At 64.8% G+C, this 19355-nt stretch carries 18 protein-coding genes; 13 read left to right on the top strand and 5 right to left on the bottom strand.

From position 1 onward, the window contains the following. Positions 1-405: 405 nt before the first annotated feature. The gene (cax, locus tag N2602_RS11665; RefSeq protein WP_172783895.1) at positions 406-1509 is read right to left on the bottom strand and encodes a calcium/proton exchanger; all 1104 of its coding nucleotides are present in this window, start codon (positions 1507-1509) and stop codon (positions 406-408) included. A gap of 431 nt (positions 1510-1940) precedes the next feature. Between cax and N2602_RS11660 the strand changes: the two genes are divergently transcribed. The 3 genes from N2602_RS11660 to N2602_RS11650 all read left to right on the top strand — a co-directional run bounded on the left by N2602_RS11660 (position 1941) and on the right by N2602_RS11650 (position 4364). After that, positions 1941-2372 (top strand): pyridoxamine 5'-phosphate oxidase family protein, encoded by a 432-nt coding sequence (locus tag N2602_RS11660; RefSeq protein WP_260382723.1) that lies wholly within the window; start codon positions 1941-1943, stop codon positions 2370-2372. An 11-nt stretch (positions 2373-2383) separates the two neighbouring features. Continuing rightward, entirely contained in the window at positions 2384-2659 is a 276-nt protein-coding gene (locus N2602_RS11655) for a hypothetical protein (RefSeq protein WP_260382722.1), read from the top strand. A gap of 316 nt (positions 2660-2975) precedes the next feature. Beyond that, positions 2976-4364, top strand: coding sequence for an MFS transporter (locus tag N2602_RS11650; RefSeq protein ID WP_260382721.1), 1389 nt, complete (start codon positions 2976-2978; stop codon positions 4362-4364). A gap of 4 nt (positions 4365-4368) precedes the next feature. Here N2602_RS11650 and N2602_RS11645 read toward each other — a convergent pair whose 3' ends face one another. Next, complete coding sequence (locus N2602_RS11645; protein ID WP_212254738.1) at positions 4369-5973, bottom strand: B12-binding domain-containing radical SAM protein; 1605 nt, start codon at positions 5971-5973, stop codon at positions 4369-4371. A gap of 339 nt (positions 5974-6312) precedes the next feature. On the opposite strand from N2602_RS11645, the gene N2602_RS11640 reads away from it, so the two are divergent. From N2602_RS11640 to N2602_RS11595, 10 genes are all read left to right on the top strand, one after another. Then, on the top strand, positions 6313-6762 hold the full coding sequence (locus N2602_RS11640) for a (2Fe-2S)-binding protein (protein WP_212254737.1): 450 nt from the start codon (positions 6313-6315) through the stop codon (positions 6760-6762). A gap of 12 nt (positions 6763-6774) precedes the next feature. After that, positions 6775-8961 carry a xanthine dehydrogenase family protein molybdopterin-binding subunit gene (locus N2602_RS11635; RefSeq protein ID WP_260382720.1) on the top strand — a complete coding sequence of 729 codons (2187 nt, stop codon included), beginning with the start codon at positions 6775-6777 and terminating at the stop codon, positions 8959-8961. A 47-nt stretch (positions 8962-9008) separates the two neighbouring features. After that, positions 9009-10289, top strand: coding sequence for an NAD(P)/FAD-dependent oxidoreductase (locus N2602_RS11630; protein ID WP_260382719.1), 1281 nt, complete (start codon positions 9009-9011; stop codon positions 10287-10289). A 124-nt stretch (positions 10290-10413) separates the two neighbouring features. Then, positions 10414-10830 (top strand): sulfur oxidation c-type cytochrome SoxX, encoded by a 417-nt coding sequence (gene soxX, locus N2602_RS11625; protein WP_260382718.1) that lies wholly within the window; start codon positions 10414-10416, stop codon positions 10828-10830. A 4-nt stretch (positions 10831-10834) separates the two neighbouring features. Continuing rightward, positions 10835-11302 (top strand): SoxY-related AACIE arm protein, encoded by a 468-nt coding sequence (locus tag N2602_RS11620; protein WP_260382717.1) that lies wholly within the window; start codon positions 10835-10837, stop codon positions 11300-11302. Continuing rightward, positions 11302-11619 (top strand): thiosulfate oxidation carrier complex protein SoxZ, encoded by a 318-nt coding sequence (gene soxZ / locus N2602_RS11615; RefSeq protein ID WP_212254734.1) that lies wholly within the window; start codon positions 11302-11304, stop codon positions 11617-11619. Before N2602_RS11620 ends, soxZ begins: the two co-directional genes overlap by 1 nt. Further along, positions 11616-12395 carry a sulfur oxidation c-type cytochrome SoxA gene (soxA, locus tag N2602_RS11610; protein WP_260382716.1) on the top strand — a complete coding sequence of 260 codons (780 nt, stop codon included), beginning with the start codon at positions 11616-11618 and terminating at the stop codon, positions 12393-12395. The genes soxZ and soxA overlap by 4 nt, the downstream gene beginning before the upstream one ends. Before the next feature lie 79 nt (positions 12396-12474). Further along, a complete protein-coding gene (locus tag N2602_RS11605) occupies positions 12475-13800 on the top strand; it encodes an ABC transporter substrate-binding protein (protein ID WP_260382715.1) in 1326 nt (441 codons plus the stop codon). Then, positions 13797-14735: a carbohydrate ABC transporter permease gene (locus N2602_RS11600; protein ID WP_172783883.1), complete on the top strand. Its 939-nt coding sequence runs from the start codon at positions 13797-13799 to the stop codon at positions 14733-14735. Before N2602_RS11605 ends, N2602_RS11600 begins: the two co-directional genes overlap by 4 nt. Further along, on the top strand, positions 14732-15556 hold the full coding sequence (locus N2602_RS11595; protein ID WP_260382714.1) for a carbohydrate ABC transporter permease: 825 nt from the start codon (positions 14732-14734) through the stop codon (positions 15554-15556). Before N2602_RS11600 ends, N2602_RS11595 begins: the two co-directional genes overlap by 4 nt. A 57-nt stretch (positions 15557-15613) precedes the next feature. On the opposite strand, the gene N2602_RS11590 is transcribed toward N2602_RS11595, so the two are convergent. From N2602_RS11590 to N2602_RS11580, 3 genes are all read right to left on the bottom strand, one after another. After that, on the bottom strand, positions 15614-17266 hold the full coding sequence (locus tag N2602_RS11590) for a regulator (RefSeq protein ID WP_260382713.1): 1653 nt from the start codon (positions 17264-17266) through the stop codon (positions 15614-15616). Between the two features lie 11 nt (positions 17267-17277). Next, the gene (locus N2602_RS11585) at positions 17278-17976 is read right to left on the bottom strand and encodes a cysteine hydrolase family protein (RefSeq protein WP_260382712.1); all 699 of its coding nucleotides are present in this window, start codon (positions 17974-17976) and stop codon (positions 17278-17280) included. A 317-nt stretch (positions 17977-18293) separates the two neighbouring features. Then, positions 18294-19235 (bottom strand): hypothetical protein, encoded by a 942-nt coding sequence (locus N2602_RS11580; protein ID WP_260382711.1) that lies wholly within the window; start codon positions 19233-19235, stop codon positions 18294-18296. Positions 19236-19355 lie beyond the last annotated feature (120 nt).

Here is a 19355-nt window from a genome sequence, read left to right as displayed (position 1 = left end):
ACGAAACATCGTACAGACAAAGGGCGCCGCCATGGAAGTGCAATCGGGCCGGGGAAAGCCCGCTTCGGGCCCAGTGCCCAACACGTCCGCCTGACAGGGGGCAAGTCGGCTTCAGAGGCGAAGCGCCGCTTCTTCGGTTCGGCAATCGCGTGCCTCGCCACGCCTCAAATGCTTGATCCAGATCAAGCCCGTCACGGCAGCGCCACACCGGAATAGGCCGGATGGCCGCGCAGTGGGGCTATCGCGGCTATGGCTATCGCGGCCTCGGTTATGGCTTGGCCGGCGCCGTCGTCGGCGGCGCGATCGCGCGAGGATTGAGAAGCGCTTTCGCTTCTTCGGAGAATGGCTCGCCGAGAGCCGCCATTCTCCAGCCAACCAATTCAACCGGTGACGCGAAAGCCCCCTTCATCCCTGGCCCGCCGGCGGGACCACGTACAGCGTCAGCGCGAACACCGCATAGATGAAGATCATCAGGGCGCCGACGAACCAGGCCGAGCGCCCGCTGGCCGTGATGAAGGCCGACGTCACCGTCGCGATCATCACCATGGTGACGGCCCCCGGCCAGAACTGCAGGTCCATCGGCTTCGGCCCCACCACATAGCTGAGCAGCACCAAAGCGGGTGCGACGAACAGCGCGATCTGGGAAGCGCTGCCGAGCGCGATGCTGACGGCCATGTCCAGCCGGTTCTTGCGCGCCGCGGCGAAGGCCACCGCAAATTCGGCGGCGGCGCCGACCAGCGAGACGACGATGAAGCCGACGAAGGCTGGGCTCATTCCGAAGGTTTCCGCCGCCTTCTGCACCGATTCCACGAAGATCTCGCTGACCAGCGCCACCAGCACGGTGACAACCAGCAGCGTGCCGACGGCTGTTCCGATCGGCCAGTGCGCCTCCTTGTCGTCCTCGCCGTGATCGGCGCTGGCGAACAATTCCTTGTGGGTTCGAAGCGAGAACAATAGGCCGAGCCCGTAAGCGAGGATGAGCAGGATCGAAATGCCGAGGCTGAGCTTGTTGAGGATGCCCCCGCCCTGCGGCAGGTGGTCGAGTTCGGCAACCGCCGACGGCGCAAGCAGGGCAACGGTCGCCATCAGCAACAGGCCGGACGAAAGCCGCGCGCCGGCGCGGTTATACTCCTGCACGTGATAGCGCAGGCCGCCGAGCAGCAGGCAGGCGCCCAGCATGAACACCGCGTTGGTGACGATCGCACCCGCGATCGAGGCCTTCACCAGCATGTACTGGCCTGCGCGCAGCGCCGCGATGGCGATGATCAGCTCGGTCAAATTGCCGAGGGTTGCATTGAGCAATCCGCCCACGGCATCGCCTGTCTTCGCGGCGACCGCCTCGGTGGCGTGGCTGAGCAGCGCCGCCAGCGGCACGATGGCCAGCACCGACAGCACGAACAGCAGCGTGTGAGAATGCGGCGCCACCGCCTCGGCCACCAGCACGATGGGCACGAAGGCCAGCATCCAGAGCAAAGGGGTATTCCGGATTTCCCTGAGCAGGGTCTGCATGTGGGCCGCCCTTCCATCGATGCGCTGATAGGAGAGTCCGGCGCGTTCGCCGCACGAGTCTTGATCTGGCTCAACGAGAAGGGATTAGAGGCGCCACCGCATGGCCAGAGGCGATGTTCAGGCCCGAGGCACGACGAGGATCCGTCCCCAGGTCATCGGGCATCAGGATGGCAGGGCTCGCGCCAACTGCAGCGCGGATTGGACGCCGTCCTCCAGGATTTGCCGTGCCCTGGCGCGGTCGGACACCGCTCCGCGCGAATTGCAGAATGCCCACGATGAGACCGAAGATGGCCAATAGCGGTATCGCCGACGCATGTTCGTGAGACCGGCTCGCGATTCACCAGCTGATATGTAGGCACGTACCCCATTCCATCCTTCTGGGAACACGGGCCTGATTCCGCAGTTGCTCCAGCTCACTGGAGAAAAAATTCATGCCCAAGACATCGCTCGCCGAGATCGCCAAGGACATGGCCGGCATCGACATTGCCATTTTGTCGACCCACACCGAGAACGGCGAGATCGCCAACCGTCCCATGAGCAACAATGGCGACGTCGCCTATGACGGCACCTCGTACTACTTCACCTACGAACAGGCGCGGACGGTGTCGGATATCCAACGCAATCCGAAAGTGGCGCTCGGATTTTCGTCGGAAGCGGGCCTTTTCTCGAAGGGGACCTACGTGGCCGTCGAAGGGACTGCCGAACTGATCCGGGACAAGGCGGCCTTCCAGCAGCACTGGACGAGCGATCTCGACAGATGGTTCGAGGACGGGGTCGATACGCCGCGCATCGTCCTGATCAAGGTCAAGGCCAACCGCGTGACCTATTGGAAGGGTCGTGAAGAGGGTGAGGTCGAGCTCTGATCGACAGGATCGTGAGGCGGATTCTTGAGTGGTTCTTCCGGAGCCGCGAAACAAGCGCCATCACCATCGCTCAGTGGCCCAATCTCGTTCTATGGATCGTGATCGTTGCGGCCGTTCTGCTTTGGCTATGGCCGTCTGCCGGCAAGGCCAGCATCGGCTTGACGGTCGTCGTGAAAGGCGGACTCATCATGTGGGGCGCCGATGAGATCCTCCGCGGCGTGAACCCTTGGCGACGCTGCCTCGGCGCTGCCGTGGTGCTCTATGTGCTCGTGACGCTTTTGCCGTGAAGGCTGCTGTCCAGGCGCTCCGTCACGATAGCATCCTGCCAGTGTTTTGCCCGACGGGTCAACTTGATCGCGGCTGCGACCGCCGTTTGCGACACGGCGGGAAAATGCCTTGTCGATCAAAGGGCCTCCTACTGTGCATGGGGTTGTTTTTCGACTTTTTTGTTGTGGCCTCGCCCTGCGCACGCAGCGCGAGCCGCATCGCCTGACCTTCGCGCATACTCAGCATGCAAGCTTGCGCCTGTGGAAGCCGGCGCCTCCGTAGTACATGCCGAACATCCCACCATGGCTACGCCGCCGGAGCAGCGCGCCAACGAAAATGACGATCACGTTACCTGCCGCCGCGCGCGAGCCCGACCATCCCACCGCCGACGGCCTTCCGGCGACGCAGCGGCGCTGGGCGGTCGCGGCGATCTTCACTGCGCTCGCGATGGCCTCGCTCGACACCGCGATCGCCAACATCGCCCTGCCCTCCATCGCCGCCGACCTGCACGTCACGCCGGAGCAGTCGGTGTGGGTGGTCAACGTCTACCAGATCGCGCTGGTGGCGACGCTGCTGCCGCTGGGGGCGCTCGGCGAGATCGTCGGGCACCAGCGCATCTATCTCGGCGGCCTGATCCTGTTCACCATCGCCTCGCTGTTCTGCGCGGTGGCATGGTCGCTCGACAGCCTCCTGGTGGCGCGCACCCTGCAAGGCTTGGGGGCGAGCGGCATCATGAGCGTCAACACGGCGCTGGTGCGCTTCGTCTATCCCGGCCGCATGCTCGGCCGGGGTTTCGGTCACAACGCGCTCGTGGTCGCGACCGCCTTCACCTTCGGGCCCTCGATCGCCTCCGCCATCCTGGCGCTCGGACCGTGGCCGTGGCTGTTCGCCGTCAACATCCCGTTCGGCCTCCTCGCCATCGGCATCGGCTTTGCGATGCTGCCGAAGACCCCGCGCGCCGATCACGGCTTCGACTTGCTCGGCGCGATCCTGGCCACCGCCTGCCTCGGCCTGTTCATCACCGGCATCGGCAGCGCCGCGCACAATCTGTCGCCCGTCGTCGTCGGCATCGAGCTGGTCACCGCCCTCGTGCTTGGCGTGATCCTGACCCGCCGCCATGCCGATCATCCCGCGCCGATGCTGCCGATCGACCTGTTCGCCAGGCCGATGTTCGCCCTGTCGGCGGCAACGGCCGTGTGCTCCTTCGCAGTCCAGGGGCTCGCCTTCGTCTCGCTGCCGTTCTATTTCGAGGACGTGCTCGGCCGCTCGCAGGTCGAGACCGGCTTCTTCATGACGCCGTGGCCGCTGGTGGTCGGCATCATGGCGCCGATCGCAGGCCGTCTCTCCGACCGCCATGCCGTCGGCCTGCTCGGCGGCATCGGGCTCGTGCTGCTCGGTCTCGGCATGGCGCTGCTGGCGACACTGCCGGCCAATCCCGCGATCCCTGACATCATCTGGCGAATGGTGATCTGCGGCATGGGATTCGGCTTCTTCCAGGCGCCGAACATGAAGGCGGTGATGGCGAGCGCGCCGGCTCACCGCAGCGGCAGCGCCTCCGGCATCGTCGCGACCGCGCGCCTGACGGGGCAGACGACCGGCGCGGCGCTCGCCGCCGCCTGCTTCGCGCTCGCAGGTCATGACGGCGCGACACTGGCGCTGGCGCTCGGCGCGGGCTTTGCCGCGCTCGGCAGCGTGATGAGCTTCCTGCGGCTCGCGGTGAAGTAAGCCGTCAGGCCGCCGTCACGCCGACGGCCACCGGAGCGACGGTCTCGTTGTCCAGCGCGGCCAGGCGCTCGTCGATGGCCGCGATGACCTTGCGCGAGTACGGTCCGAGATGTGCATAGGCCGCGATCATCTGCACGGCGATGCGCGCCGACGACGTGTCCCGCTTGGCGCAGTTCATGAAGGTCTGCCAGAGCGGCGCCCGCGCCTCGGGAAGGGCGGACACCACCTTGTGCACGGTCTCCATGGCCCCGAGCTTGGAGCGGATATCGCCTTCGGCAAGCTCGGAACGCTGCCTGGACCGGTCGAGCAGCGTCATCAGGCGATCGACGCGTGCTGCGTAGGCGGCCGGGCTGTAGACGTGCTCCAGCACCCGCTTGTAGTCCGTCAGGATGTCGCGCAACGGGCGGACCGGATCGAAGTTGATGCCGGCCGTGCACTGATCGGCACCGATGGTCGGCGCCACGTCGTGGCCCGAATGCAGCCGGCCTTCGCGCTCCAGCCGGCGCGTGAGCTGCGTGTTCGGCAAGGCATAGAGCAGGCCGACCATGGCCACGGGGATAGCCGCCTCCTCGATGAACTCGATCATCGACTCCGCCATCGAGACCTTCTCGTTGTCGAAGCCGACGATGAAGCCCGCGGTGACGAGCATGCCAGCGGCGTAGATCTTGTGGATGCTCTCGGCGATGTTGCGCCGCGTGTTCTGCTTCTTGCGCATCGCGACCAGCGTCTCGGGGTCCGGACTTTCGATGCCGACGAAGATGCCGAAGAAATTGGCCGCACCCATCAGCTCCAGGAGCTCCGGATCGTCGGCGAGGTTGACGGAGGCTTCCGTGGAGAATTCGAACGGATAGCCGTGCGTGCGCTGCCATTCGGCGAGCTTCGGCAGGAATTGCCGCAGCGACTTCTTGTTGCCGATGAAATTGTCGTCGACGAAATCCAGATGGCCGCGATAGCCCATCTTGTAGATCGTCTCGAGCTCGACGAACATCTGCTCGATCGTCTTGGTCCGCGGCACGCGCCCGTAGAGCTCGATGATGTCGCAGAACTCGCAGGTGAAGGGACAGCCGCGCGAATATTGCACCCCGAGATAGAGATAGTCCTCGAACTTGAGCAGGTCGAAACGCGGCACCGGCGTCTTGGTGACGTCGGCCTGGAACTTCGGCGCAGTGAAGACGCCGGACCGCGCGCCGCTCTCCCAGGCCGCGATGAATTCGTCGATGACGCTCTCGGCCTCGCCGAGCACCCGGAAATCGGCCCGCTCGTAGATGTGGGGGCTCGAGGTCGGATCTGGTCCGCCGACCACGACCGGCTTGCCCGCGGCGCGGCAGAGCTCGATCAGGCGCAATGTGTCGGCCTGCTGGGGCAACATTCCGCCGGTGAACACGACGTCGGCCCAGGCGAGATCCTCCTCGCCGAAGGGCGCCGTGTTGCAATCGATCAGCCGGACCGTCCAGCTCTCGGGCAGCATCGCGGCAACGGTGATCAGGCCCAGGGGGGCGGCCGGGCGCTTGACACCCAGCACTTTGCAGGATTCGCCGAAGGTCCAGAAGGACTCTGCCGAGAACAGCGGGTAGAGCATCAGTACGTTGCAGGGACTCGGCACGTTCATGGAACTCCTTTTGCGTCGGCGCAGTGTACCAAAGCGCCCGCGACTTGCACCCCGCAAAAGAGACAAACTGTCGCCGCTGCGCAAGCCGCGCAGGGCCTTGGAACCGGCGTTCACAGCCGGACGTCGCCTCAAGCCACGGATTGACGCCCTCGGAATAAGGCGTCAACCCGAATCGATTGCGAAGGGATGAGCCAAAACGGCGTCCCGGTCCATACTCCAGAGCGACACGGCCATGCGTCCCCGCCACCCCTCGGACTGTTGATTTGAACCGTTCCAGTTTGCCGGACAGATTGCGCCCCTGAGTTCAATCGGTGGATTGGGCCAATCAGGGGACTTGCGATGGCAAACCTAACAATCAACGGAAAAACCTTCACGCTCGACGTCGAGCCGGATACGCCACTGCTCTGGGCGATCCGCGAGAATGCCGGCCTGACCGGCACCAAGTATGGTTGCGGCATTGCACAATGCGGCGCCTGCACGGTTCACCTCGACGGCGTCGCGATGCGCTCCTGCGGGATCTCGGTCAGCGAGGCCGAGGGCAAGAAGATCACCACTATCGAGGGGCTCGCCTCGGGCAATGCGCTGCACAAGGTGCAGGAGGCCTGGATCGCCCAGGACGTGCCGCAATGCGGCTATTGCCAGAGCGGCATGATCATGGCGGTGGCCGCGCTCTTGAACGAGAAGCCGAAGCCGACCGACGCCGACATCGACGAGGCCATCACCAATATCTGCCGCTGCGGCACCTTCCAGCAGGTCCGCGAGGCGATCCACACGATCGCGAGCGCGTAAGGAAATCCTCACATGAACAAGCATATCTCGCCGCGGCTCAATCGCCGCGCCTTCGTCATTGGCACGGCCGCGGTCGGTGCGGGCCTCGCCATCGGCCTCGACCTCCCCTTCGGCGGCCCCGCCGTGGTCCGCGCGGCCGACGGCTCGCCCGAGATCGGCGCCTGGGTCGTGGTCAGGCCGGACGACACCGTGGTGATTCGCATCGCCCGCTCGGAGATGGGCCAGGGCTCGCTGACCGGCCTCGCCCAGCTGGTGGCCGAGGAGCTCGAATGCGACTGGACCAAGGTCACCACCGAATATCCGACGCCGGGCCAGAGCGTCGCCCGCAAGCGCGTGTGGGGTGATTTCTCCACCGGCGGCAGCCGCGGCATCCGCTCCTCGCAAGACTATGTCCGCAAGGGCGGCGCCACCGCGCGCGTGATGCTGATCCAGGCCGCAGCCGACGCCTGGAAAGTGCCGGCCTCCGAATGCAAGGCCGAGAACAGTGTCATCACCCATACGCCGTCGGGCCGGACCACGACCTACGGCAAGGTCGCCGAGGCTGCGGCGAAACTGACGCCGCCGGCGGACGTCAAGCTGAAGGATCCGAAAGACTGGAAGCTGATCGGCAAGGGCGTCAATCGGCTCGACACCGCCGACAAGACCACCGGCGCGATGGTCTACGGCATCGATGTCAAGCTGCCGGGCATGCTGAACGCCGCGATCAAGGATTGCCCCGTGTTCGGCGGCAAGCTGAAGAGCTTCGACGAAGCCAAGATCGCCGGCATGAAAGGCGTCAAGAAGGTCGTCAAGGTCGGCGACACCGCGGTCGCCGTCGTCGCCGACACCTGGTGGCACGCCAAGACCGCGCTCGAGGCGCTGCCGATCGTCTGGGACGAAGGCGACAACGCAAAGGTTTCCAGCGAGTCGATCGCGAAATGGCTGGCGGAGGGGCTCGACAATTCGCAGCCGGCCTATGTCGGCAACAAGAACGGCGACGCCAAGGCTGCGATTGCCGGTGCCGTCAAGAAGGTCGAGGCTGTCTATGCCTATCCCTACCAGAACCACGCCACCATGGAGCCGATGAACGCCACCGCGCTCTACACCGCGGACAAATGCGAGGTCTGGTGCGGCACGCAGAACGGCGAGGCGGCGTTTGCAGCGGTGCTGGAAGCGTCCGGCTTGCCGGCCGAGAAGTGCGACGTTCACAAGGTGATGCCAGGCGGCGGCTTCGGCCGGCGCGGCCAGACCGACTATGTCCGCCAGGCCGTCATGATCGCCAAGCAAATGCCGGGCACGCCGATCAAGCTGTTGTGGTCGCGCGAAGAGGACATGGCGCACGGCAGGTATCACCCCATCACCCAGTGCAAGATGACCGGCGCGTTCGATGCCAACAACAATTTGATCGCCCTGCACTACCGCCTGTCCGGGCAATCGATCCTGTTCTCGCTCCGCCCCGAAGCGTTGCAGAACGGGATGGACCCCGCGGCGTTCCAGGGCGTCGCCCAATCCGGCGAAGCCGCGTTCGGCTATTCGGTGCCGAACCTTCTGGTCGAGCATGCGATGCGCAACCCGCACGTCCCGCCCGGCTTCTGGCGCGGCGTCAACGTCAATCACAACGCGATCTACATGGAATGCTTCATGGACGAGCTCGCCCAGGCCGCAGGCCAGGACCCGCTCGAATTCCGCCGCAAGCTGATGGGCAACCACCCCAAGCACCTCGCGGTGCTCAACGCGGTTGCCGAGAAGATCGGCTGGACCACGCCGGCGCCGCAAGGCGTCTATCGCGGCATCGCGCAGGTGATGGGCTACGGCAGCTATGTCGCCGGCGCCGCCGAGATCTCGGTGACCGACGGCAGCAAGATCAAGGTGCATCGCATCGTCGCCTCCACCGACCCCGGCTACGTCGTCAATCCGGCGCAGGTGGAACGGCAGGTCGCCGGCTCCTTCGTCTATGGCCTCTCCGCGCTATTCTACGGCGGCTGCACGGTGAAGGACGGCAAGATCGAGCAGACCAACTTCGACACCTACAATTCGATGCGCATCAACGAGATGCCGAAGGTGGAGACGGTGATGGTGCCGAGCGGCGGATTCTGGGGCGGCGTCGGCGAGCCGACCATCGGCGTCGCGGCCCCGGCGGTGCTGAATGCGTACTTTGCCGCGACCGGCAAGCGCATCCGCCAGGTGCCGCTGCGCGACCAAAACATCACCTTCGCGTAAAGCAACATGCCGCGGCGGCGAGAGATTGCCGCCGCGGCCCTTTTCGAATGCCCCTGATGACCACGCGCCCGGTGACACGGCGGAATGCCGTGTTCGGCATCACCATGGCGGCCGCAACACTGTCGCGGCCATCGATTTCGCGCGCGCAATCCAAGGGACGTGTCGTCGTGGTCGGCGGCGGGTTCGGCGGCGCGGCTTGCGCCCGCGCGCTGAAGCATGCGCAGGGAGATTTGCAGGTCATCCTGATCGAACCCAACGCGGTCTACACCGCCTGTCCCTTCAGCAACGAGGTGATTGCGGGCCTGCGCGACATCGACGCGCAGCAGTTCGGCTACGACAAGCTCGCCGCCGAGGGCGTCACTGTGATCGGCCAGGCCGTAACCGCGATCGAGCCGGACCGGCGCAGCGTGATGACGACCGACGGCGTCGCGCTGCCTTACGACCGCCTCGTGCTCTCGCCCGGCATCGACGTCCATCTCGAAGCCCTGCCCGGCTACGACGACGCCGCGTTGGAGACGATGCCGCACGCCTGGAAAGCCGGCGCGCAAACGCTTTTGCTGCGCCGGCAATTGGAAGCGATGGAAGACGGCGGCACGGTCGCCATTGCAATCCCGGCCAATCCTTCCCGGTGCCCGCCAGCGCCTTACGAGCGCGCGAGCCTGATCGCGCATTACCTGACGTCGAGAAAGCGGCGCTCGAAAGTTCTGATCCTCGACGCCAAGGACGCGTTCTCGCAGCAGCGGCTGTTCGAGAAGGCGTGGAAGGACCTCTATGGCGACATGATCGAGCGCGTCGCACTGTCGCAAGGCGGCCGCGTCACCTCCGTCGATCCGACGACGCGAACCATCGTCACCGAGTTCGGCAACTACACCCCTGATGTCGCCAACGTCATCCCGCCGCAGCGCGCGGGGCGCATCGCCGGCATCGCAGGCGTTGCGGACGCGACCGGCTGGTGCCCGATCAATCCCGTCACGTTCGAGTCGAAACTCGTTCCGAACGTCCACGTCGTTGGCGATGCCTGCCTCGGCGGCGGCATTCCCAAATCGGCGTCCGCTGCGAGCGCGCAAGGCAAGGCTTGCGCTAGCGCGATCGTGAATCTCCTCACCGGGCGCGCGCCGGACACGCCACGCCTGACCGGCGTCTGTTACAACGTCGTCGCGCCCGGCTACGGCTTCTCGCTCGCCGGCCACTACCAGCCGCGCGGCGACATCTTTGCCGAGGTCGAGGGCGGCACCAGCCCGGTCGATGCACCGCGCGAATTGCGCGCCCGCGAGGCCACGGAAGCGGAGCGCTGGTTTGAGACCATCACGGCGGACACCTTTGGCTAGGGCCATGATGGAAAGAGCCCTCACCCGGCGCTGCGCGCCGACCTCTCCCGCAAGCGGGAGAGGTAAGTGGAGCTCGCGGCGACCTCAGCCATCCTATCCAGTAGCTGCGATCGCCGCGCTCATCGTGGCAAGCCTCGCCCTCGCCTTGCCGACCCAAGCCGAAGAACTCGTGCCCTACACAATCGTCGGCGACGGCATTCCCGACTCGCTCACAGGCTCACCCGGCGATGCCGCGCGCGGGCGCGCGCTGGTGCTCGCACGCACGACGACCTGCATCCTCTGCCATTCCGGCCCATTCCCGGAAACGCGGTTCCAGGGCGACCTCGCGCCTGATCTCGGCGGTGCCGGGAACCGGTGGTCCGTGAGCCAGTTGCGGCTCCGACTGGTCGATGCCTCCCGCTTCAATCCGGAGACCATCATGCCGTCCTATTATCGTAACGACGGCCTCGTTCGGGTCGGACGCAATTTTGCCGGGAAGCCAATCTTGTCGGCTGCGGAGATCGAAGACATCGTGGCTTTTCTTGCAACGCTTCGGGACTAGCTTCATGCCAACCACGCGACGACAATTCTTGAACCTCGCCAGAGGCGTGACAATCGCGGGGACGATTCCAATCGTAACGCTGCGCCCGATTCAAGCGACGCCGGCGATGCTCAACACCGCGATCCGCAACGTCGTCGGCGAAGCACAGCTTCGCAGCGGCCGGGTCAAGCTCGACATTCCGCCGCTGGTCGAGAACGGCAACACGGTGCCGATGACGGTCAGCGTGATGAGCCCGATGACGGCGGACGACTACGTCAAGAGCGTCCACGTCTTCAACGAAAAGAACCCGCAGCCGAACATTGGCAATTTCTATTTTGGCCCATCTTCCGGCCGAGCCCAGGTCTCGACCCGGATCCGGCTCGCCGACACCCAGAAGGTCGTCGCGATCGCGCGCCTGTCAGACGACACGTTCTGGCAGGTTGCCGCCGAAATCGTCGTGACGCTGGCGGCATGCACCGAGGAGCTGAACTGATGTCCGCTCTCATCAACGTTCCCTCGAGAGCAAAACGCGGCGAGATCATCGAGATTCGCACGCTGACTTCGCACATCATGGAAACAGGCTTCCGCCACACCGCGGACGGCAAGCTCGTGCCGCGCGACATCATCACAAGCTTCGTCTGCCGCTACAACGGCGCCGAGATCTTTCGCGCCGACCTGTTTCCGGCGATCGCGGCGAACCCATATTTGTCGTTCTTTACGGTCGCCAAGGAGAGCGGCAAGTTCGAGTTCGAGTGGATCGGCGACAACGGCTATTCGTCCACCGCATCGGCATCGATCACGGTCGAATGAGCTCCTGGCGCGCGATAGCGGTGGCGATATTGCTCGTCACGGGCCCCACCCTGCTCGCCGGAGAGATCCCGTCGGATGCGCGCCGCTCCGGCTATTCGTTCATGGGTCCGGACACGCGCGCGATGCAGGATGACGACACCGCCAATCCCGGCATGCTGTTCGTGCTCGACGGCGAGCAGCTGTGGAAGAAGACGATCGGCACCGCCGACAAGGCCTGCGCGGACTGTCATGGCGATGCGCGCAGCAGCATGAAGGGCGTCGCGGCGCGCTACCCCGCCTTTGACAAGGCGCTGGGGCGCCCAATCACGCTCGATCAGCGGATCAATCTCTGCCGCGTCAATCACCAGCAGGCGACGCCGCTGCCCTACGAGAGCCGCGACCTGCTCGCATTGTCCGCCTTCGTCGGCCACCAGTCACGCGGCATTCCGATCACCGCAGGCGACGATCCGCAGCTCAAGCCATTCGTCGACCAGGGCCGCGACCTCTTCATGCAGCGCGAAGGCCAGCTCAACCTTGCCTGCACCAATTGCCATGACGACAATTTCGACAAGCGCCTCGCCGGCGCCCCGATCACGCAAGCGCAGCCGACCGGCTATCCGCTCTACCGCCTGGAGTGGCAGACGCTGGGGTCGATCGAGCGCCGGTTGCGCAGCTGCATGAGCGGGGTCCGCGCCCAGGCCTATGATTACGGCTCGCCCGAGCTGGTCGCGCTCGAACTCTACCTGATGTCGCGGGCGCGCGGCCTGCCGATGGAAACGCCGGCCGTACGTCCCTGATGGCAGATTAGGACTAGGCAGGCGTGGTACGGCCGCTAGTATCCCTCCCAAAGAATATGAATCAAAGGGAGGATCTACATTGGCCAATTACGACATCTCGCGCCGTAGCCTGCTCAAGGGCACCGCCGCGGCCGGCGCGCTCAGCCTGACCGGCCTGCCCGCCCGCGCCGAGGTCAACTGGAAGAAATACGCCGGGACCAAGCTGGAGGTGATCCTCGCCAAGGGTCCGCGCGGCGACAACCTGCAAAAGAACATCAAGGAGTTCACCGAGCTCACCGGCATCCAGGTCGAGTCCGAGCAGATCCCCGAGCAACAGCAGCGCCAGAAGGTCGTGATCGAGCTCACCTCGGGACGGCCGAGCTTCGACGTGGTGCATCTCAGCTATCACGTGCAGAAGCGGCAGTTCGAGAAAGCCGGCTGGCTCGCCGACATCACGCCGTTCATGAAGGACCCGACGCTGACCGCGCCGGACCTCGTCGAAAGCGATTTCTCGGCCGCGGGGCTGCAATACGCCAAGAACGACAGGGGCCAGATGCTCTCCTTGCCGTGGTCGGTCGATTACTTCATCCTCTACTACAACAAGGAGCTGTTCGCGAAAAAGGGCGTCGCGGTGCCCAAGACCTTCGACGAGATGATCGCGGCTGCCGAAAAGCTCACCGACCCCAAGGAAGGCACCTTCGGCTTCGTCGGACGAGGCCTGCGCAATGCCAATATGACGTTGTGGACGAACTTCTTCCTCAATTGCGGCGGCGAATTCCTCGACGCCAAAGGCAACATCCTGACCGACGGTCCGGAAGCAATCGAGGCAACAAAAATCTACCAGACGCTGCTGACGAAGGTCGCTCCGCCCGGCGTCGTCGGCTTTAACTGGATGGAGTCGATGGCATCTTTCACGCAAGGCCGCTCGGCAATGTGGATCGACGGCGTTGGCTGGGCGCCGCCGCTGGAAGATCCGGCCGCCTCGCGTGTCGCCGGCAAGGTCGGCTACACCGTCGTGCCGGCCGGACCGAAGGGGCAATTTTCGGCCACCTATGGCGACGGCATCGGCATTGCTGCGGCGAGCAAGAACAAGGAAGCCGCCTATCTGCTCTGCCAATGGGTGGTCTCGAAGAAGCAGGGTGCGCGGCTGCTGCAGGCCGGTGGCGGCGTGCCGTTCCGCAACTCGATCCTGAACGATCCCGAGATCCAGAGCGGCGTGAAGATGCCCAAGGAATGGCTGCAATCGGTGATCGATTCCGCCAAGATCAGCAAGCTCGGCCTGCCCGTGATCATCCCGGTCGCCGAATTCCGCGATCTTGTCGGCGCCGCAATTACCTCGACCATCACAGGTACCGACCCCGCCACAGAGCTGAAAAAGGCTCACGAGCAGTTCCGGCCGATCCTGGAGCGTAGCGAAAAAGCGTGAGTGCGTTGACACAATCGACTCCGGCCGCGGCTTCGACCGAAGCCGCGCCGGAGAAGGAGCTGCGGCCGCCATCCTACTGGCCGTTCGTGGTGCCGGCGCTGGTCGTCGTGCTCGCCATCATTATCTTCCCGTGGGTCTTCACCATCTGGATGAGCCTGAACGAATGGAAGGTCGGCTCGCCCACCACCTTCGTCGGATTCTCCAACTATCTGCGGCTGACCAGCGATCCGCGGTTTCTCGAGGCGGTCGGCCACACGCTGGTCTACACCGTGCTGTCGGTGGTGCTGCCGCTGATCCTCGGCACACTCTCTGCCGTGGTGTTTCACCAGAACTTCGCCGGCCGCGGATTTCTGCGCGGCATCTTCATCATGCCGATGATGGCGACGCCCGTTGCGATCGCACTGGTCTGGACCATGATGTTCCACCCGCAGCTCGGTGTGCTCAATTACCTGCTGTCGCTGGTCGGGATTCCTGCGCAGCTCTGGGTCTTTCATCCCGCGACCGTGATTCCCTCGCTGGTGCTGGTCGAGACCTGGCAGTGGACGCCGCTGGTGATGCTGATCGTGCTCGGCGGCCTCGCCGCGATCCCGACCGAGCCTTACGAGAGCGCGCAGATCGACGGCGCCAGCTTCTGGCAGGTGTTCCGCTTCATCACCCTGCCGCTGATCATGCCGTTCCTGTTCATCGCCGGCATGATCCGCATGATCGACGCGGTGAAGAGCTTCGACATCATCTTCGCGATCACGCAAGGTGGACCGGGCTCGGCATCGGAGACGATCAACATTTATCTCTACAGCGTCGCCTTCACCTATTACGACCTCGGCTACGGCTCGGCCATCGCGGTCGTGTTCTTCCTGCTGATCGTCCTGCTCGCGGCGGTGATGCTCTACGCCCGCCAGCGCATGCTGTGGACCGAGATCGCGAGCGGCGCATGACACCCCGTCAGATCATCGGCAAAATCGGTCTGTGGCTGTCCGTGCTCGTCATCGTCTCGCCGGCCATCCTGTTCTTCCTCTGGATGCTCTCGCTGTCACTCAAGTTCGAGGTCGACAATGCGGCCTACCCGCCGGTGTTCTTTCCGGATCGCATCGCCTGGAAGAACTATGCCGACGTGCTCGCCTCCAACCGCTTCCTGACCTATTTCATCAACAGTCTGATCGTTACCGGCAGCGCAACGGTGCTGGCGCTCATGGTCGGCGTCCCCGCCGGCTACGGCATCGCGCGCATGGCTGCGCATAAATCCGCAATCGTGATCCTGATCGCCCGCATCACGCCCGGCCTATCCTATTTGATCCCGCTGTTCCTGCTGTTCCAGTGGCTCGGCCTGCTCGGCACGCTGGTGCCGCAGATCATCATCCATCTCGTCGTCACCGTGCCGATCGTGATCTGGATCATGATCGGCTATTTCGAGACGACGCCGATGGAGCTGGAGGAAGCCGCCCTGATCGATGGCGCCGGCCGCTGGCAGGTCTTCCGCCACGTTGCGCTGCCGATTGCCAAGCCCGGCATCGCGGTCGCCTTCATTCTCGCCGTGATCTTCTCCTGGAACAACTTTGTGTTCGGCATCGTGCTGGCGGGACGCGAGACCCGCACGCTGCCGGTTGCGGTCTATAACATGATCTCGTTCGACCAGCTGAGCTGGGGCCCGCTGGCCGCCGCCGCGCTGATCGTGACCTTCCCGGTGCTGCTGCTCACCGTGCTGGCGCAGCGGCAGATCGTGGCCGGGCTGACTGCGGGGGCGGTGAAGGGCGGATGAAAAATGAAGCGGCCGGACGCCTCCTCGTCGCCCGGCCGCTCTTGTTGCGATTTCGCCTTATTCCGCCGGCGCTGCCGACATCTCAGGATGCGCGGCGTAGTGCTCGCTGGCGCCGAGCTTGCTGGCGGCGAACAGGCCGGCGGCCACCACGGCGTAGGCCAGCGCGACCGCCGGCGTCACGCCAAAGCCGCCGCCAATACCGACGGCCTCGCCGTGCATGAAGCCGAAATAGGTCAGCACCGCACCGACGAGCGCGAACGCCGAGGCCTTCTCGAAATCGCGCTCGATGATGAAGACGCCGATCGCACCTAAGATGAGGCCGCCGAGGATGGAGCCGCCGCCCATCACCTCGAGGCCGTGATAGAACACGCCCTGCTGCGGCAGCGCGGCAATCGCGGCCGCCTTGACCGCGTCCGCCTTGTCGGCGGCGAGCCCGCCAACCGATGCCGCGGCCATCATGGTCGAGCCCAGCATGGTGTCGATCTGGAGCTTGGCCCAGGCGGCCAAATGCGGCGTCAGCGCCAGCACGATCGCGGGCGCATGCTTGACCGGCGTGGTCTGGAACGCCTGCGCGCCGATCAGCATGCCGATGTAGAGCAGGATCGGCGAGATCGCGACGACGGGCACCAGCGCCAGCAGCACCGAGATGATGCCGAACCAGGACAGCACCACCACCATGATGCCGGTCGCCGCCGAATAGCCGATGCGGCCGCCCATCGCCTTCCATCCGGGATGGCCGATATAGACGGCGTTGATGAAGGGATTGCCCATCAGGCAGCCGATCAGGCTGACGACACCGTCGGCGGTGAGCACCCGCGTGGTCGGATAGTCGTCGCCGGCAGCCTCCGCGCTCTCGACATTGTCCATGGCCTCGACGAGGTCGTAGATGCCGAACGGAATGGCGGTGACCAGGATGATGCCGAGGAACTCGAAGCCGGAGAAGACGTAGCCCACCGCCGGCATCGGCACCGAGAAGCCGAAATTGGCAAAGGCCGCGCCGACACCCGCGATGCTCAGGCCGCCGAGGCCGAGCCCGAACAGGTTCGAGCCCCAGGCGATGATCATGCCGGCCGCGATGGCGACGAGGCCCGCGGGAATGCCGCGCCAGTATTTCACGCCGCCGAACCAGCTCAGCAGGATGATGGCGAAGCAGACGAGGCCGATCTGCGGCGTCATGTACATCTCGAGCGCCGGCCGCATCGAGATGAAGGTGACGGAAACGCCGGCGAGCGTGCCGAGCAGCGCCGCGCGCGGCGTGATCTTGCGGATGAACGGCGCGATAAAGCCGCCGATCATCAGGATAAAGCTCTGGAAGAACACCCAGACGAGACCCGCCGACCAGCCCTTGAGCGGATCGCCGGTCTTGAGCGTGATCGGCAGCATGATCACGAAGGTGACAATGAACATGTGCGGCACGCTGACGCCCGACGGCAGCGCGCAGACGTCGTTGCGGCCGGTCTTCTGGGCGAGGCGATAGGCGAGATAGGCGTAATAGAAGGTGGACAGGCACATCATCAGCCCCAGCGCGGGCAGGATGCGGCCGAACACGAGGCTATCGGGCATCTTCAGCACGAAGCGCAACAGGCCCGTGAGCACCAGCATGTTGACGAGGATGTTGGTGCCGAAGCCGAAAAACGCGTTCCAGTCGCCCGATGTCCATAGCGCCGGCTTGAATCCAAACTTGCCGGCCGTCCCCGTCAATGTGCTCATGATAGTACCCCCTATGTGGTCGAAATCTTCATCGCCTCCAAAACTGCGGCTGAATCCGCGACCCAGCCGAAGATGCCGCCCTGGGCCTTGATCATCTTCAGGCCCATCTCGTGAAACTCGGGGAAGTAGGACGCGCAGCCGTCGGCGATGACGACGCAGCGATAGCCGCGGTCATTGGCCTCGCGCACCGTGGTGTTGACGCACACTTCCGTGGTGACGCCGCACACGAGCAAATTCTCGATGCCGTATTTCTCCAGGACCTCGCCGAGCTCGGTCGCGTAGAATGCCCCCTTGCCGGGCTTGTCGATCACGATTTCGCTGTCGAGCGGATAGAGCTCGGGAATGATGTCGTGGCCGGCCTCGCCGCGAATGAGGATGCGCCCCATCGGACCGGGATCGCCGATGCGAAGGCTCGGCGCGCCGCGCTCGACCTTCGCCGGCGGCGCGTCGGAGAGATCGGGCAGATGGCCCTCGCGCGTGTGGATGACCAACATGCCGCTGTCGCGCGCCGCCGTCAGCACCGCGCCGATCGGCTTCACCGCGCGCGCGAGCTGGCTGACGTCGTTGCCCAGCGTCTCGCCGAAGCCGCCGGGCTCCATGAAATCCCGCTGCATGTCGATGATGAGAAGCGCGGTGGCGGGCCAGTCGAGCGTGATCGGCTCGGGCTCGGCGCTGACGATGCCCTTTGTTGGCTTGGCTGAGTTCAACATGACGGCCCCGCGAGAACTCTCTTGGCCGGGAGTTCTGCAAGCGCCGTGCCATTGTGTACAATTGCGGTCCGGAGCACCGCGCGAGGAAATTTTCTGCGCTATCAGAATGTTATCGGAAGAGCCCGCGCCTGCTCATTCGCTGTGCGACGGCTTTGCGACGTGCATTTGCTTAAAGGATAAGCGGGCCACGACTCTCGTTCCGCCGTCATTCTGGGGCGACGCGTCAGCGTCGAGCCCGGAATCCATCGGGCCGCGGTACGCGAGGTGAAATGGATTCCGGGTTCGCGCTAGGCGCGCCCCGGAATGACGAGCAGAGGCTACCGCCCTGCCCCATACAGCCGCCGATACTCCTCCTCATACGGCGCATAAGAGTCCTTCAGCGTTGCCGCGTTGAGCAGCATGGTTGCGACCATCGTGCCCGCTTTGTCGAACACGCGCGTCTTGACCCAGGCGCTTTCGGTGCGGCGGCTGGCCGAGAGCGCGACCACCTCGCGCTCGACTTCGTATTCTTCGTCGACGAAGAGTGGGCCCTTCAGCAGGCGGATCTCCTGGTCGGCGAACAGACCGACGGCCGGGCCCTTGGCCGGCAGCGGATCGTCCTTGGAGCGGTACTGGAACAGCACGCTCAGCATCTCCATCGGGATGATCGGCTTGCCCCACGGATTGTCCGCGCCCGAATAGTACGGCGAGCGCTCGGTGATGACGGCGAGCTTCTGCCGAAGCGAGAACGGATAGAGGTCGCCCATGTTCTGGTCGAACGCCATGCGCACCGTTTGCCGCTTGCCGGTCACACCGACTTGCACGTCGCGAAGGATCACCGGGTCGCCGAGCGGCTTAAGCTCGCGCAGACGCAGACCAAGAGCCGTTGGACTGTCGACGATGGAAGCCGTGCCGCGCAGCACCTCGGTGCCGTCCCGCTTGACCATTTGAATTTGACACTCCGGTTGCTCAGCCGAAGAAGCCATCAGGATCGCCTGCACCTCTTCACCCTCATAGCAGACGCTGCGATAGTGGGCAGAAAGGCAACCTCTTTCGAACCAGACCTGCCCCCATTGCCGCTCGCAAAGCGGGGCAAACTGGCTGAAATGCGTCGGGCCCTCGATCGTCCCGCCCTTGAAGCCGAGCTTCTGCGCGGTGGCGTCGTCATGGATCGAGGCATGCGCATCGTAGGTTTGCGCCTGCAGCATCTGTCGCGGCCGGCGCCACGGCCCGACCAAGGCGCCGCCGGTCTGAGTGATCTCGGTGTCGAACGCCATCATGTTTTCCTCCGCGTGCAAGCCATGACTAGCAGGAGCGCCACGGATGCGGCCAGCGATATTGACTTCGCGGGCCCATCCTTTTGACTGTCACAATTCGCATCGCGCAGCCGCACTCCCTCC

This window comes from Bradyrhizobium sp. NC92, assembly GCF_025200865.1.
Lineage (GTDB): Bacteria > Pseudomonadota > Alphaproteobacteria > Rhizobiales > Xanthobacteraceae > Bradyrhizobium.
The sequence above is the reverse complement of the archived record's forward strand: the minus strand, read 5'-3'. Positions and strand labels throughout refer to the sequence as shown.

What these genes read in the sequence shown, in the direction of transcription:
- N2602_RS11645 (WP_212254738.1), bottom strand. Translation starts at nt 5,973, where the DNA reads ATGAACGTGCCGAGTCCCTGCAACGTACTGATGCTCTACCCGCTGTTC.
- N2602_RS11650 (WP_260382721.1), top strand. Translation starts at nt 2,976, where the DNA reads ATGACGATCACGTTACCTGCCGCCGCGCGCGAGCCCGACCATCCCACC.
- soxA (WP_260382716.1), top strand. Translation starts at nt 11,616, where the DNA reads ATGAGCTCCTGGCGCGCGATAGCGGTGGCGATATTGCTCGTCACGGGC.
- cax (WP_172783895.1), bottom strand. Translation starts at nt 1,509, where the DNA reads ATGCAGACCCTGCTCAGGGAAATCCGGAATACCCCTTTGCTCTGGATG.
- N2602_RS11620 (WP_260382717.1), top strand. Translation starts at nt 10,835, where the DNA reads ATGCCAACCACGCGACGACAATTCTTGAACCTCGCCAGAGGCGTGACA.
- N2602_RS11590 (WP_260382713.1), bottom strand. Translation starts at nt 17,266, where the DNA reads ATGAGCACATTGACGGGGACGGCCGGCAAGTTTGGATTCAAGCCGGCG.
- N2602_RS11585 (WP_260382712.1), bottom strand. Translation starts at nt 17,976, where the DNA reads ATGTTGAACTCAGCCAAGCCAACAAAGGGCATCGTCAGCGCCGAGCCC.
- N2602_RS11580 (WP_260382711.1), bottom strand. Translation starts at nt 19,235, where the DNA reads ATGATGGCGTTCGACACCGAGATCACTCAGACCGGCGGCGCCTTGGTC.
- N2602_RS11660 (WP_260382723.1), top strand. Translation starts at nt 1,941, where the DNA reads ATGCCCAAGACATCGCTCGCCGAGATCGCCAAGGACATGGCCGGCATC.
- N2602_RS11640 (WP_212254737.1), top strand. Translation starts at nt 6,313, where the DNA reads ATGGCAAACCTAACAATCAACGGAAAAACCTTCACGCTCGACGTCGAG.
- N2602_RS11595 (WP_260382714.1), top strand. Translation starts at nt 14,732, where the DNA reads ATGACACCCCGTCAGATCATCGGCAAAATCGGTCTGTGGCTGTCCGTG.
- N2602_RS11635 (WP_260382720.1), top strand. Translation starts at nt 6,775, where the DNA reads ATGAACAAGCATATCTCGCCGCGGCTCAATCGCCGCGCCTTCGTCATT.
- N2602_RS11630 (WP_260382719.1), top strand. Translation starts at nt 9,009, where the DNA reads ATGCCCCTGATGACCACGCGCCCGGTGACACGGCGGAATGCCGTGTTC.
- soxZ (WP_212254734.1), top strand. Translation starts at nt 11,302, where the DNA reads ATGTCCGCTCTCATCAACGTTCCCTCGAGAGCAAAACGCGGCGAGATC.